The sequence below is a fragment of the Aliivibrio fischeri ATCC 7744 = JCM 18803 = DSM 507 genome (assembly GCF_023983475.1).
Taxonomy (GTDB): Bacteria; Pseudomonadota; Gammaproteobacteria; order Enterobacterales; family Vibrionaceae; genus Aliivibrio; species Aliivibrio fischeri.
In genome coordinates this window covers 472,171-485,643 of sequence record NZ_CP092713.1, presented here as the reverse complement: position 1 = coordinate 485,643, position 13,473 = coordinate 472,171, and the positions used below count along the sequence as shown (strand labels likewise).

At 36.2% G+C, this 13,473-nt stretch carries 16 protein-coding genes; 8 read left to right on the top strand and 8 right to left on the bottom strand.

Annotated elements, in window-relative coordinates; all coding sequences use genetic code 11:
- Positions 1–21: 21 nt before the first annotated feature.
- Positions 22–603, bottom strand: a complete 582-nt coding sequence (locus AVFI_RS15805) for an acyl-homoserine-lactone synthase (RefSeq protein ID WP_005423459.1) — start codon at positions 601–603, stop codon at positions 22–24.
- 218 nt (positions 604–821) lie between these two features.
- Between AVFI_RS15805 and luxR the strand changes: the two genes are divergently transcribed.
- Entirely contained in the window at positions 822–1,574 is a 753-nt protein-coding gene (luxR, locus tag AVFI_RS15800; RefSeq protein WP_215727936.1) for an autoinducer binding domain-containing protein, read from the top strand.
- Between the two features lie 41 nt (positions 1,575–1,615).
- Here the strand turns inward: luxR and AVFI_RS15795 are convergent, their stop codons facing one another.
- Both AVFI_RS15795 and AVFI_RS15790 read right to left on the bottom strand, forming a co-directional pair.
- On the bottom strand, positions 1,616–2,416 hold the full coding sequence (locus AVFI_RS15795) for a mechanosensitive ion channel family protein (protein ID WP_054775211.1): 801 nt from the start codon (positions 2,414–2,416) through the stop codon (positions 1,616–1,618).
- 181 nt (positions 2,417–2,597) lie between these two features.
- Positions 2,598–2,792 (bottom strand): hypothetical protein, encoded by a 195-nt coding sequence (locus tag AVFI_RS15790; protein ID WP_105056308.1) that lies wholly within the window; start codon positions 2,790–2,792, stop codon positions 2,598–2,600.
- A gap of 288 nt (positions 2,793–3,080) precedes the next feature.
- On the opposite strand from AVFI_RS15790, the gene AVFI_RS15785 reads away from it, so the two are divergent.
- The 5 genes from AVFI_RS15785 to AVFI_RS15765 all read left to right on the top strand — a co-directional run bounded on the left by AVFI_RS15785 (position 3,081) and on the right by AVFI_RS15765 (position 9,227).
- Positions 3,081–3,623, top strand: coding sequence for a hypothetical protein (locus AVFI_RS15785; protein ID WP_188863183.1), 543 nt, complete (start codon positions 3,081–3,083; stop codon positions 3,621–3,623).
- Between the two features lie 320 nt (positions 3,624–3,943).
- Positions 3,944–6,496 (top strand): dermonecrotic toxin domain-containing protein, encoded by a 2,553-nt coding sequence (locus tag AVFI_RS15780; protein ID WP_188863184.1) that lies wholly within the window; start codon positions 3,944–3,946, stop codon positions 6,494–6,496.
- A gap of 392 nt (positions 6,497–6,888) precedes the next feature.
- On the top strand, positions 6,889–7,626 hold the full coding sequence (locus tag AVFI_RS15775; RefSeq protein ID WP_005423467.1) for a nucleoside recognition domain-containing protein: 738 nt from the start codon (positions 6,889–6,891) through the stop codon (positions 7,624–7,626).
- Positions 7,626–8,093 carry a YjiG family protein gene (locus AVFI_RS15770; RefSeq protein ID WP_005423470.1) on the top strand — a complete coding sequence of 156 codons (468 nt, stop codon included), beginning with the start codon at positions 7,626–7,628 and terminating at the stop codon, positions 8,091–8,093. Before AVFI_RS15775 ends, AVFI_RS15770 begins: the two co-directional genes overlap by 1 nt.
- Positions 8,094–8,102: 9 nt before the next feature.
- Positions 8,103–9,227: a M20 family metallopeptidase gene (locus tag AVFI_RS15765; protein ID WP_188863185.1), complete on the top strand. Its 1,125-nt coding sequence runs from the start codon at positions 8,103–8,105 to the stop codon at positions 9,225–9,227.
- A gap of 104 nt (positions 9,228–9,331) precedes the next feature.
- On the opposite strand, the gene AVFI_RS15760 is transcribed toward AVFI_RS15765, so the two are convergent.
- The 3 genes from AVFI_RS15760 to AVFI_RS15750 all read right to left on the bottom strand — a co-directional run bounded on the left by AVFI_RS15760 (position 9,332) and on the right by AVFI_RS15750 (position 11,252).
- Entirely contained in the window at positions 9,332–10,117 is a 786-nt protein-coding gene (locus AVFI_RS15760; RefSeq protein WP_054775190.1) for a helix-turn-helix transcriptional regulator, read from the bottom strand.
- Positions 10,118–10,140: 23 nt separating this feature from the next.
- The gene (locus AVFI_RS15755; RefSeq protein ID WP_054775189.1) at positions 10,141–10,659 is read right to left on the bottom strand and encodes a YbhB/YbcL family Raf kinase inhibitor-like protein; all 519 of its coding nucleotides are present in this window, start codon (positions 10,657–10,659) and stop codon (positions 10,141–10,143) included.
- 137 nt (positions 10,660–10,796) lie between these two features.
- Positions 10,797–11,252 carry a hypothetical protein gene (locus AVFI_RS15750; protein ID WP_054775188.1) on the bottom strand — a complete coding sequence of 152 codons (456 nt, stop codon included), beginning with the start codon at positions 11,250–11,252 and terminating at the stop codon, positions 10,797–10,799.
- A 235-nt stretch (positions 11,253–11,487) separates the two neighbouring features.
- Here AVFI_RS15750 and AVFI_RS15745 point away from each other — a divergent pair, with 235 nt between their 5' ends.
- Positions 11,488–11,877 (top strand): nitrous oxide-stimulated promoter family protein, encoded by a 390-nt coding sequence (locus AVFI_RS15745; protein ID WP_054775187.1) that lies wholly within the window; start codon positions 11,488–11,490, stop codon positions 11,875–11,877.
- Positions 11,874–12,755, top strand: a complete 882-nt coding sequence (locus AVFI_RS15740; RefSeq protein ID WP_188863186.1) for a LysR family transcriptional regulator — start codon at positions 11,874–11,876, stop codon at positions 12,753–12,755. Before AVFI_RS15745 ends, AVFI_RS15740 begins: the two co-directional genes overlap by 4 nt.
- A gap of 71 nt (positions 12,756–12,826) precedes the next feature.
- On the opposite strand, the gene AVFI_RS15735 is transcribed toward AVFI_RS15740, so the two are convergent.
- Entirely contained in the window at positions 12,827–13,000 is a 174-nt protein-coding gene (locus tag AVFI_RS15735) for a hypothetical protein (RefSeq protein WP_188863187.1), read from the bottom strand.
- Positions 13,001–13,008: 8 nt separating this feature from the next.
- Positions 13,009–13,296, bottom strand: a complete 288-nt coding sequence (locus tag AVFI_RS15730; RefSeq protein ID WP_188863188.1) for a hypothetical protein — start codon at positions 13,294–13,296, stop codon at positions 13,009–13,011.
- Between the last annotated feature and the right edge of the window lie 177 nt (positions 13,297–13,473).

The window sequence follows — 13,473 nt, the reverse complement described above, 5'->3', positions numbered from 1 at the left end:
TAAATTAATGATTTAACAATATTAATTTAAGACTGCTTTTTTAAACTGTTCATTAATAGGCATAGACAATACAACCGATTTAGTATCACCTAATACATGAATTTCTTTGTCTCCAATACGATGACAAGGAACTTTAATACGCTTTAAAAATCGCTCTATTGCTGTTGATGTTACTGTTACATATTCTGTAATACCTTGACTAACAGCGTGTTTATATATAGCTTCAAATAGTTTCATTGTAATTTCACTAGCAGAGTTATTTATCTTGGAGCTATTTTTACCTACAGCAAAACGACTTAATTCGACTATATTAGGATCTTTGGGAGCACTCTGTTGACCAAGCAATTCAGGAAAAACACTTTTCAGCATATAATCACCTGTTGTAGGTAATAAACGCCAGCATCCACTTACATTTTCAGTATCATCACAAGCATAAATATATTCTGCATTTGAGTTATCATACTCATCTGATTCAAGGTTATTTTCTACAACTAAGTCCCACTCAAGTCTTTGCTTAAACACTTGATAACGAAGACTTAGAATACCTTTATACTCCTCCGATGGAATTGCCAAAAAATCCGATTTTTTTATCATTATAGTCATACCAACCTCCCTTGCGTTTAATCGACTATAACAAACCATTTTCTTGCGTAAACCTGTACGATCCTACAGGTACTTATGTTAAACAATTGTATTTCAAGCGATATAATAGTGTGACAAAAATCCAATTTATTAGAATCAAATGTCAATCTATTACCGTTTTAATGATATATAACACGCAAAACTTGCGACAAACAATAGGTAAGGATAAAGAGATGGGTATGAAAGACATAAATGCCGACGACACTTACAGAATAATTAATAAAATTAAAGCTTGTAGAAGCAATAATGATATTAATCAATGCTTATCTGATATGACTAAAATGGTACATTGTGAATATTATTTACTCGCGATCATTTATCCTCATTCCATGGTTAAATCTGATATTTCAATTCTAGATAATTACCCTAAAAAATGGAGGCAATATTATGATGACGCTAATTTAATAAAATATGATCCTATAGTAGATTATTCTAACTCCAATCATTCACCAATTAATTGGAATATATTTGAAAACAATGCTGTAAATAAAAAATCTCCAAATGTAATTAAAGAAGCGAAATCATCAGGTCTTATCACTGGGTTTAGTTTCCCTATTCATACTGCTAATAATGGCTTCGGAATGCTTAGTTTTGCACATTCAGAGAAAGACAACTATATAGATAGTTTATTTTTACATGCATGTATGAACATACCATTAATTGTTCCTTCTCTAGTTGATAATTATCGAAAAATAAATATAGCAAATAATAAATCAAACAACGATTTAACCAAAAGAGAAAAAGAATGTTTAGCGTGGGCATGCGAAGGAAAGAGCTCTTGGGATATTTCAAAAATATTAGGCTGCAGTAAGCGTACGGTCACTTTCCATTTAACCAATGCGCAAATGAAACTCAATACAACAAACCGCTGCCAAAGTATTTCTAAAGCAATTTTAACAGGAGCAATTGATTGCCCATACTTTAAAAGTTAAGTACGTAAGTAAAGCTTTATACCTATAGGTTTTTCTCTTTGTTACTCTGTTTTTTGTGGAAAATTGCTCTCATACATTTCCATGAAATCTTGACGAATAAGCTGCTCTAAGTGAGAGGCTTTTTCTGTTGGACAAAAGATCATGTAATGTACTTTTTGATCGCCCATTGAAGTGGTCGTAATATGGATATGAGGCTCAGAACCTGGTAAATCGACCCCTGCATGTTTTTCTATCACGCTATTATAGCGTCTAGCGACATCAATAAAATCTTCACAATGTGTATCAATTTTATGTAATAAGTCGGGGATCATTGGGTATAGATTTACAAATTCTTTAACGCAAATAGAAAAGTTATGATAAACATAACGCTTCATGAAATTCAGGTTTTTCACTGGGTATGTAAAGAACATACTGTTTGGAAGCGTAGCTGTTTTTCCTGTGTAATCATATTGCCCATGGTGCAAATCAATCTCTTGGATAACCGTAGCCATCATGTTGTGCTCAATAACTTCTCCACACAAAGAGCCCACTTCAATCCAATCACCGATTCGAAATGAACGGGAACTGGCACGTTGAATCGACCCCGTAAAACACAAAATGATTTCTTTAGATGCCACCACAATTGCAACGGCAATAGCAGTAACGGATAAAGCAAATTCATTAATCTCTGATTGCCATAAAATAAATAACGTAATGACAATTACAGTAAACGAGCCGTTTTTGGTTCGAGAAATCCATTTACGCTGATCTTCAGTTAAGAAAGCAATATCCCCACGAATATGCTTTACTGCATAGTGGCGTATTAAGAAGATGAAGCTAATAATCAACACACTAAAAATCATCTTATGTGTTAATAAAAAATCTATTACTAGTAACAGTCTATCCACGCTTACCTCTTCTATTTACTGCTTTATTACTTAACATCTAGCAGTAAATATCCCATAGGTAAGCGATAATTTCACCCTTATCTCTCTATTTCCTCGAACTTGATTCACTAAAATACAACGAATTACCCCTAAGTGATTAATAGTTAGTCACATCAGAGTATTCACCTTCAATGATTCTAGCTTCTTTATCCATTGTTTGTTTTTCTTTTTTACCGTGCGTTTTCGACATAATAAAACCAACAAGACTTAATCCAATCGCAAAAAATAAACTCGAAACCAATACAAAAAAACCAACGAACAAAGCAACAGTAGTAGCTAATAGCTGTTTCATAATATGACTCTCTTTTATAAATGAATGTTCACTGTATCACTTCATTTCTGAATCGAATATGAACAACCTATAAATCTAAAAAAAGGAAATTAACACATTGTAACTAAAGGTTATTTACTTCCATTCCCTTTAGTTATTTTATAAAACACATCCTAAAACCCATTCACAAGGGCAATATCTCACGTAAAATTACGAGATTTGCCTATAGTAAAACACAAGTAAATGATATACATTCTTATTGGGATCATTCCCAAGCATATTGCTTTTGTACTAACTAAAAGGATATTCATGAAAAAATTACTACTATCTACCGTCTTACTCGCTTCTTCATTTTCTAGTTTTGCTACTGAGGGAATATTTGAATCCGAAAGATGGAAAGAAATAAAACTCGATTCAGGCTCTGATCCTTATTGGGCTCATTTAGATCTAATTTGTAATGAAAAGCTCACCGGCTCTCGACCTCCAAATATCTCTGACTTAATCGCTTTTAGTGACGCTTTTAAAAATGAATATGATCGTCCAAAACTTTATTCTTTTCTTAGAGAAACCTTTGGATTCGCTGATTCTAACGACCCTCAAATTCAAGCGGCTTTTGAGCTAAATGGAAAACATCGAACCATTTCCCTTCCTTTTTACTTCCATGATTCAATTTCGTTCTATAACCCAACAACACTAGTCTCAATCGCTAAAAATGAAGACGATAAGCTAGTTGCAAACTTAGCTTTAGTTGATGCGACAGGATCGCGCTCAAGTCTTATTACATTGGCCCCTTCTTTAGGGGAGGCAAAAGTGTTTTGTATTATAGGAGAAGAAAACGGCGAGTCTAACTAATCAAATAAAGGCTATAAATAACAATATATTAAAAATAAATAATAACCATATCTATAACATAAATCTTATGCTGCTCATTATATAAAAGGATAATACCTATGAATAAATTACTTCTTACTTTCCTTATTTTTACAGCGTCACTAGCTCCACATGTTTCAGCAAATGACGGAGATACTGACGATACAGATATCATTTACTACCAATGTTATCTAAATCCTGTTAGTTGTTTCTAAGGGTTTTAATCAACGTAAATTTATCTCGCCTTAAAATAGAAAGATCTATTTTAGGGCGAGATAATTAAAAATAAACAAGGTTAATCTATGAACAGAAAAATAATTAAAACATTAGTTTTAATCCTGATATTCACCTTTTTTTATATTTCTTTTCAGGCTAATGCAAATGTAGAACCAACAAGTAACAATAACGAAATTCCTTCCCACCGTTTTGATGCAGCATGGAAACTTCATTTTGTTCATGACTATGCAAAATTAATGAAAACGCTTCCGGACCCTCTTTCGGTAACATCACGAGAACTTAAAGCAGCGTTAATAAAGCATGGTCACACAGGTATCGATCCAGATGCCGTTTTTTATAATGAGTTCCAAAGTGCAATGAGTAGTTCGCGTAGCTATAATGGCTGGGCACACCATGAATCGCCCCATAAATCTTACACGCTCTCTCAAGCAGTTATGCTCAATACTTTTAATAAATTCAGAGATTCTTTTCCAGGAACCATTAACTTAGATACAGGTATTTACACTCAAGGGGCTGATGGTGATATTTTTGATGAACGAAATGAGGTTCGTCTTCTCTCATCGGATTTATGGGACATCGCTTATTACGATCTGGATATTCAAACCACTTACACAGCAGAATTAACCCAATTTTGGAATGAAAATAGTGAAAGTTACACTCAATTAATGCGAGACAGCTTTGCTTTTTCTGCTCACCAGCAATATCAATTAGGCTTGTTAACGCAAGGTGACTATCAACTCGCCATCTCTCTTCTTAAACCCATTCGTCCTAATAATATAAATGTTTATCGATTCGATATTTATGGGTATGACTCTACGGATATTCTCGTCATTGAACAAAAAGGAAGCACTGGTGGTTTATTATATATTCCAGGAAACGCACAACCATTTATTACCTATAGAACAGAACGACAATTAAGAAAAACCTTATATAAACGATTACAACATCCTGAAAGTAAAAATACATTATTAAGCCATTTTAGCCTGTATTTACGCCAAGATGGTGGCACATATTCGGGAGTCGAAAGCGCTCTTACTGAACTAATTAATGGCAATTGGGATAAACGCTATTTCATGATGAAGCACCACCCTATTCATGGCAATGTCTTTGCTAGAATGACAGAGCAAAGAAAAGCTCGAATGGCGAGTGATGCCGATACCTCTATAAAGTCCAATAGCGAATCTCAAAGGGATTACATACTCTCGATTGCCAATAGTTTAGTAGTCTTTTTTCCCATAGTTGACATTTTAGTCCCTGAGCTTGGGATCCCGTTGACAATATCTCTTAGCAGTACACAACTTGGCCTGAGCGTAAATAAAGCCGTTACTGGTGATTCATTATCAGAACGATTAGCCGGTACTCGAATGAGTGCAGTGAATGCCGCCATTCTTGGTACTGCAGCCGTACTTCCAGTGATGGTAAAATATGGCCAATCTCTCGCGATATCGGTTGAAAGAGAGGTGGATTTATTGCCCAACCGCATACTCTTAAACGAGGGAGTTTCAACTGAAACATTGGATCAATTCACATCAATGCCTAAGATCGTTAATCACCCTCAAACAGGTGAAGACTTATTAGGTGTTCGATTAACTGATTCAGGCAGAAATACACTATTAAGAGCTGATGGTTTTGGGTATTTTCGAGAGGTCGATCCTGCCAGTGGTCGCTTAATTTTAGACAGTCGAGTCGTTCGTACTATCAACATGGAAACCAGTGAACCCCAATGGCTTGAACGAGGTGGACTTAGAGGAGGAAATAACAGTGGTGATGGAATCTCTTCTACTGAAGTAAATTCAGACGGTTCAACAAATCACAGTCAAGCTTCTGAAATTCTATTACCTGAAGATCTTCCTGAGCATCCAGGCTTAGGCGGTTCAGGTTATGCAGATATGACTGGAGGTCGAGATATTGAAGCACTAAAAGATTTCTATGAATTAGAACAACAAGTTGATCCTTATGCTTATCTTACTGATACAAAAAAACTGCATCGTTTAGGTATTGAGGCTCAAAGAGAAATTCAAAATGTTCCTTTTTTAAGAGGCTATCAATCCGAAGTAAATGGCTCATTAGTTTTTAGAGGAGATACCCGACTTCCAGATGAGCTATTTCATTCTGGATTTACACGTAAAATTGAACCCGTTTCTTATGTTCAATTAGCCCATCATACAAAAGCAATTCGAGGTGTTATTTCGACAAGTACGGAAGAAGCCGTCGCAGTGAATTATGCATTAGACAGCCAACGTGGATACGTTTATGCCATTGAACTTAACCACGGAGGACAGGTTGTCGATACGCTTCTCCGAGATAAATCACTCAGCGAAATTGCGACATTAAATATCCCACCAGAAGACATTATGTTTGCTGTTGGCCCATTTAATAGTGCTAATTCTAGTTACAGAGATCTCGTTGAAAATGCGGCTTATCGTACCGCTGAACTTAGAATAAATCCTCACGCAACTGCATCACCAGAAGTTGCCCAACAAGCTTTTGACCGTATTAAAAATACGTTGAAATATGAGTTAAGCCCTAATATGTCATTTGCAGATCGTTACGCTAGCCGCACAGACCTGTTCTGGTATGAAGATGAGGCGGTATCAACACCTCTAAATAGTGACTAATTCAATAATTTTCACCGAATATAAGCACTCTTGATACATTCAAGGGTGTTTACCTTTTCATCTTGAAATATGCACAAGATATAAAAGTAACAACAATTTGCTTACATTTACCTTCAATTAATCATAACTATAACTTACAAAATAAATTAAATTATCCATCCCAAAAAAACAAGTCTTCATAACCTCCAGTCAAACGTACAATACTCTAATGAATTAACATAAAAATCTACATTTTCAGATAGATCACAAAATATAAAACTATTTATACATTCTTTTATTTATAGAAATACTTTTTGATAATTATCAAGCCACCCAAAATCGATTCACGCAAAATACCCCTAAATGGTTAATCCAATACAATTTCTAATCTTTAAATTTTAAACGAGGTATTTATGACTCAATCGGCTGATAAAGCGCGTAAAGTCGGTATTGGCAGCTATGTGGCTCTGGCCTTTGCTGTTGTGTTCTTCTCTGGCTTTATGCAATCAAATGAATGGTATGGTGTTTTTGACTTTACAACGCTAAACGGCTCATTTGGTAAAGTGGCGTATTCTGTTTCTGAAACAGCGGATGGCGTTCAAGCGGCAACCACTTCTCTACGTGGTAAAGGTGGTAGCGGTGCTCGTGACGGTTTCATTTTCGCATTAACTCTTATTCCTACCGTCATGTTTGCATTAGGTATGATTAACGTTCTTGAGCATTACGGTGCACTTGATGCAGCTCGTAAGCTTCTTACTCCTCTTCTACGTCCATTAATGGGTATTCCGGGTAACTCTGGTTTAGCATTAATAGCATCATTACAGAGTACCGATGCGGGGGCTGCGATGACTCGTCAACTAAAAGACGAGAAACATCTAACCAAACGTGAGACTGACATTTTCACAATGTTCCAATTCACGGCTGGTGCAGCAATTGTAAACTTCTTCTCCTCTGGTGCGGTGTTATTCACGCTAACTAACCCAGATGGCTCTTTAGCTGTTCCATCATCAATTGGTCTAGCTGTTGTTGTTATGTTTGCTTTCAAATTTGTTGGTGCAAACCTATTCCGTATTTACCTAAATATTACTGAAGGTAAAGAAGGACAAGATGACGACAAACAAGATAAAAAAATGACTGAGGAGACAGCATAATGAGCGACGTTAAAGCAAAAAAACCTATGGTTACAGACATCTTTGTTGAAGGCGCTAAAAAAGGCTGGGTTATTGCTACCACTTCAACGGTTCCTAACGTATTAATGGCATTTGTTATTATCAAAGCACTGCAAATTACAGGTGCACTTGATTTAATGGGTTCTATCTTCTCTCCTATTATGGCTATCTTTGGTCTTCCGGGTGAAGCTGCGGCAGTATTAATTGGTGCTTGGATGTCAATGGGCGGCGCAGTTGGTGTGGTTATTACTTTGTTTGACCAAGGCATCCTAAATGGTGCTCACATTGCGATTCTTGCACCTGCAATTTACCTAATGGGCTCACAAGTACAATACATGGGTCGTATCATGGGTCCTATTGGTACTGAAGGTCGCTACATTCCAGTAATGATTGCTATCTCAGTATTAAACGCATTCGGTGCAATGTTTGTTATGAACATGATTCTATAAGGATTTCAGATGAACTTTTCTCTAAACGATTATCTAGAAGAACTACGCCCTCTTATTGATGTGGACTGCGGTACTTACACTGTTGAAGGCATTGAAGTTATTGCTAACCAAATGGCAGCTAAATACGAAGCAATGAACGGCTGGTCTGTTAAGCGTATTGACTGTGGCAAAGCAGGTGTTGGCCTTGAAGTTCGCAACAAACCTGAAGCTGAACATATTGATGTGATGATGATTGGTCACATGGATACGGTTTTCCCTGTAGGTACAGCAGCTGAACGACCAATGTCTTTAGATGCTGAAAAAGCGTATGGCCCAGGTGTTTCTGATATGAAATCAGGCCTATTAAACGTGGTATATGCACTACGTAACTTAGACCAAACAGTATTAGATAAACTCTCTATCTGCTTGTGTATGAACCCAGATGAAGAGACAGGTTCTTTAGATTCAGTTGATTGGATCCAAGAAACAGCGAAAAAAGCGAAAAACGTATTGGTTGCAGAAGCAGCTCGTGCGGACGGTGGCTTAGTTAAAGCTCGTAAAGGCATGGCTCGCTACAAAATGACCTTCAATGGTAAAGCCGCTCACGCTGGTAACGAACCAGAGAATGGCCGCAGTGCAATCACTGAAATGGCTAACTGGATCTTAGCGACAAACGCGATGACTAACTTTGAATCAGGCACTACGTTAAACGTAGGCGTGGTTTCTGGTGGTGCTGGCGTAAACATCGTTCCTGATTTAGCGACGGCTATCGTTGATGTTCGTTTCTGGGATAACGCAGAATATGACCAAGTAGATACAACTTTAAATGGCATGATTGAGACGCCATTTGTTGATGGTGTATCAATTGAACTTGTTCGTGAAGCGTACAAGCCATCAATGGTACCATCTGAGCTAACTGAAGCATTAATGGCAATGATTGAAGAATCAGCTCAAGAGCTAAACATTGATATCAACTGGAAAGAAGTGGGCGGTGGCTCTGATGCTAACAACACTGCGATCTTAGGTGTTCCAACATTAGATGGTCTAGGCCCTATCGGTGCTGGCTTCCACAGCGCTGACGAGTACTTACTACTTGAGTCAATCGAACCACGCATTAAATTATTAATGAGCGTATTGACGAAATTAGCTAAATAGTATTTGTGATATAACGATAACAACGCTTTTAGCTAGGTAACAACATAAAACAGCGAGCACTTGGCTCGCTGTTTTTTTGTCTTTTTTAATCAATACGTCTTTAATTAATACGACACGGTTTTCATATATTGTTTGGGGGTAATACCAAACTGCTGATGAAAACGTTGACTAAAGCGTGTTTCAGATTGATATCCGCACTGTAATGCCAAATCTAGCTGACTTTGCTTTTTCTCTTGCATTAAAGAAAGAGCATGACTCATTCTTACGTTCGCTAATACCGTTCTAAAATTGGTTCCATCTTGATTCAATCGACGGATCAACGTAGCTCGACTCATAGAGAAAACATGTGACACTTCATCTAACTGATAATTGTCTGCGGGATCTTTTGAAAAATAAGCACTCAGTTTATTTTGCAAAGAATCATGTGATTTTGAAAATAAAATATGCAATGCCCCTACTTCTATTAATTGCTGATAAAAAGCCAATAAATGATATTTCTGCACATTAGAGCTTAAATTCTGAGAACTCATCTCGATTAGCAAAGAAAAACCATACGCTAATGTTGAAGAAACCTTAATAGCGTTAAGATGTTCATGTCTACGTCGATTCTCTTTACTCGCCTCTATCATTTCAGGCGTTGGCGGAAACAAAAAACAGATCTGAACAGAATAAAAATGATCTTTTGTTGGCTTATTAATAAAACTAAGATCTTGATTGGCAGCAGTTAGTAGCCATGATTGAGCATCAATATCATAATTTTCAGTGCCTTGAATTACTCTTTTTATACCAGATTTTACCCAAATAATACTTGGAGCATAAATATGAACATTACGTAAATGTTGATCATTAACGCCTGAATACGTTTGTATCTTAAGCAATGATTCGTTCATTTTATGCTCCTAGTTCTTATAAATTAACGCACATACGTTGCTGTTAATACCGCTTTGTCTAATGCCATGCTATTTAAAGTATAACCAACAACAGCAGGTGAAATGTCGGCTGGTAAATCGATCTTCTCTTGTGGTAATGCCCACACTGTATATTGGTATCTGTGCATGCCATCACCTTCTGGAGGGCAAGCACCACCGTAGCTCATTGTGCCGAAATCATTCTTAGTTTGTAAGATATTTTTCATTGCCGAGCCTTGCTCAATGCTGTGTACATTTGCAGGAATATTTAGAGCCAACCAATGCCACCAACCACTGCCTGTAGGTGCATCTGGATCAAACACAGTTATAGCAAAACTTTTTGTTCCCTCTGGTGCATCTTTCCAACTTAATTGTGGAGAGATATTATCACCAGTACAGCCCATACCTGAGAAAGTAAACTTGCTATTCATCAATTGACCTTCATGTACATCAGTACTTGATACTTCAAAAGCTTGGCTAGAGAATGATGCAAGAGTAAGTAACACTAATAATGCTTTGTTCATAATAATTTCCTTCACTGTTTATAGAGTGTTCTAAGTAAGTACAGGACCATTATTACGAATAAAACAAACCAAAAGCTGACACAAAGTATCAAATGATAATTAATTTAAACTCATTTTGATACTTTTAGCAAAAAATATTAATTACGAAGTTCTAAGGTATACATCATTGTAGACGCCATCTCATCACCACCTTCTGGAGGCGCTACTACCCCAAACTTTGTATTTTCAAAGAAAAGATAAAAAGTGGTATCTGCAGTTAATCCACTTCCAAGCGGTAACCAGCCTGATTGGTGTTTTCCAGAAAGAGGAGGGAATGCAAACTCAAAATTCAACGACGCATTTTCAAAATCACCGTTTTGAGTTTCATCTTGCCAGTCTTGATAAGAGGCTTGATCAATAATATAAGATTCAGACAACACATGATTTATGTCTTGTACTGATATATTCACTTCTTGATTTGGCTTCAATGTGAACTCTACAACTTTGTAATCATTTGGAGAGATTAAAATTGAATCTATATTATTTTCATCTTCTGTGTCACACCCAACCAACAGCCCTAGAAGTGCAACAGGTAACACTTTCTTTATATTCATAAAATCAATCCAGCACATAAAAACAAGTTATATTAAGTATGGTATGTTTTTTCATAAAAAAAAGCCACTTAGGACTAACTAAATGGCTTTTGGCGCATACACTTTAGGAGCAATATGCTTTTGGGGATACGGTTATACTAGGCTAAAAAGAGCACATGAAAAAGTGAACACTTCACCCAGTATCCTTTCCCCTTTATACTAAGAACAATAATAGTATTTTACGCATAGGCAAAACATGAAAAGTAGTGATATTTTACTTGGAAAACTCAATACAGAGTTCAAAACCGTCTCTGCAATGATTGAGATTTATTGTAAAAAAAACCACCACTCTGAAGCGCTTTGTAAAGAATGCCACCAATTAATGGACTATGCAGAAGTACGATTAGATCGTTGCCCCTATGGCGAGAACAAACCCACCTGCAATACTTGCCCTATTCATTGTTATAAACCAGAACCAAAAGAACAAATGCGTTTAGTAATGCGCTTTTCAGGCCCAAGAATGCTACTGCATCACCCAATACTAGCGATTCGTCATCTATTATCAGAAAAAAGAACCGTTGTAGATAAGCCACAACCTAATGCTTCAAACCGTCATATTCGACTTAAGAATGGAAATAAAAAATGAACTGGACATTAGATCAATTAAACGCTTTTGTAACCTCAGTAAAATGTGGTTCTTTTTCTGCTGCAGCACGTCAAATGGGGAAGGCGCAATCACGAATTAGTACCGCAATTTCCAATTTAGAGACAGATCTTGGATTTGAACTGTTTGATCGAAGTGCTCGTTTACCTGTTTTAACTCAAGATGGCAAAGATATGTTTGTAGAAGCTCAAGCTATTTTAGAGCAGTGTGAACGGCTACAAGCTCGAGCAGATACCGTCTCAACCGGTGAAGAAATAGCACTCACTGTCGCATTAGATGAAGCAGTACCTATTGACGTATTTGAAGACTTCTTTCAAAAAATCTCAGCTAAATTTCCATTATTAAAACTGACAATTATTAATGGCTCCCAAGCTGATATTGCACGATGGGTAGATGAGAAAAAAGCAGACCTTGGATTTTTATTTCGAGTTAATGTTCTATCAGATTCGTTAGAATATTTATCCCTTGGCTTTTTTAATCAGGCACTAATTGTCTCGCCAGAACACCCTTTAGCTCAATTTGAAAAGCCGACGTTGATCCAGCTAAATCAATATCGACAATTGGTTATTCGAGATCGCGTAGGCCACTCTCAAGAAAAACCGATTTCTGCTAATCACTGGTATATCGACAGTTATTATTATATTACCGCTCTAGTTATTCGCAGTGTTGGCTGGGCCTTAGTTCCTGAACACATATTAGAATCAGGCTGGTATAAAAATCAAACTCAAAAACTATCTACTGAGCATATCCTTGATACATTACAAATTGAGTGGGGAGTAGTAAAACGTAGAGACAGCGGTATGGGCAATGTTATGGAATGGATGATAGATGAAATCGAACACACATTTAAAAAACAATAACAATCACTCTTTACTACTCAAATTATTTTATATATATGTAGTAAAGAGCGATAACCTTTCATAGAAGTCTATTATCTCAGATAATTATGGTCTTTCTCTATCTCTTTTAATTTCAAATCATATTTTTTTTGCTCAATCCGTAACTTTGCTTCTGGATCCATCACATTAACTGTTTTTTTTATGTCTTTTCTCATCGCGGTTATCATAATAATTGCTTCTTGAAATTCTTTTTCGGTCATACTCATAATCTCACCTATAACGCAAATAAATAGTCATTTACAGTACAGTTACTTTTTGATTTTTTTCTTTCTAACTCTAAAAGGTATTTTTTTCTTTTTCCGGCATAAACATTTTCTGTTATCGTTTTTTCTTTTTTATTACCAAGAAACGCCATAGCTTGATTAATCTTTTCTTTATCTTTATATGTTAAATAGTATATTTCGCATATTATTATTTGAATGGTTTCTTCAACTGTCATGCCACGACTATTTAAATATTTAAAAATCTTTTTATCTAAATCTGTAAGGTTAGCTAATTGCATATTCTCTACCTATTTAATAGTAAGAACACGTCCCTGTGTGATGTCTAAGTCACAAATAATATCAGCTTAACGAATCAGATTAAGGGCATCCATAAATGCATTTAATGCAACTTGCCTATCAATATGAAAAAGAAAATAAAAATTTAATATATAACTCAAGTATAAACAGTAAACGCT

What these genes read in the sequence shown, in the direction of transcription:
- AVFI_RS15740 (WP_188863186.1), top strand. Translation starts at nt 11,874, where the DNA reads ATGAACTGGACATTAGATCAATTAAACGCTTTTGTAACCTCAGTAAAA.
- AVFI_RS15765 (WP_188863185.1), top strand. Translation starts at nt 8,103, where the DNA reads ATGAACTTTTCTCTAAACGATTATCTAGAAGAACTACGCCCTCTTATT.
- AVFI_RS15785 (WP_188863183.1), top strand. Translation starts at nt 3,081, where the DNA reads ATGAAAAAATTACTACTATCTACCGTCTTACTCGCTTCTTCATTTTCT.
- AVFI_RS15745 (WP_054775187.1), top strand. Translation starts at nt 11,488, where the DNA reads ATGAAAAGTAGTGATATTTTACTTGGAAAACTCAATACAGAGTTCAAA.
- AVFI_RS15730 (WP_188863188.1), bottom strand. Translation starts at nt 13,296, where the DNA reads ATGCAATTAGCTAACCTTACAGATTTAGATAAAAAGATTTTTAAATAT.
- AVFI_RS15795 (WP_054775211.1), bottom strand. Translation starts at nt 2,416, where the DNA reads ATGATTTTTAGTGTGTTGATTATTAGCTTCATCTTCTTAATACGCCAC.
- AVFI_RS15760 (WP_054775190.1), bottom strand. Translation starts at nt 10,117, where the DNA reads ATGAACGAATCATTGCTTAAGATACAAACGTATTCAGGCGTTAATGAT.
- AVFI_RS15775 (WP_005423467.1), top strand. Translation starts at nt 6,889, where the DNA reads ATGACTCAATCGGCTGATAAAGCGCGTAAAGTCGGTATTGGCAGCTAT.
- AVFI_RS15780 (WP_188863184.1), top strand. Translation starts at nt 3,944, where the DNA reads ATGAACAGAAAAATAATTAAAACATTAGTTTTAATCCTGATATTCACC.
- luxR (WP_215727936.1), top strand. Translation starts at nt 822, where the DNA reads ATGAAAGACATAAATGCCGACGACACTTACAGAATAATTAATAAAATT.
- AVFI_RS15770 (WP_005423470.1), top strand. Translation starts at nt 7,626, where the DNA reads ATGAGCGACGTTAAAGCAAAAAAACCTATGGTTACAGACATCTTTGTT.
- AVFI_RS15805 (WP_005423459.1), bottom strand. Translation starts at nt 603, where the DNA reads ATGACTATAATGATAAAAAAATCGGATTTTTTGGCAATTCCATCGGAG.
- AVFI_RS15735 (WP_188863187.1), bottom strand. Translation starts at nt 13,000, where the DNA reads ATGAGTATGACCGAAAAAGAATTTCAAGAAGCAATTATTATGATAACC.
- AVFI_RS15755 (WP_054775189.1), bottom strand. Translation starts at nt 10,659, where the DNA reads ATGAACAAAGCATTATTAGTGTTACTTACTCTTGCATCATTCTCTAGC.
- AVFI_RS15750 (WP_054775188.1), bottom strand. Translation starts at nt 11,252, where the DNA reads ATGAATATAAAGAAAGTGTTACCTGTTGCACTTCTAGGGCTGTTGGTT.
- AVFI_RS15790 (WP_105056308.1), bottom strand. Translation starts at nt 2,792, where the DNA reads ATGAAACAGCTATTAGCTACTACTGTTGCTTTGTTCGTTGGTTTTTTT.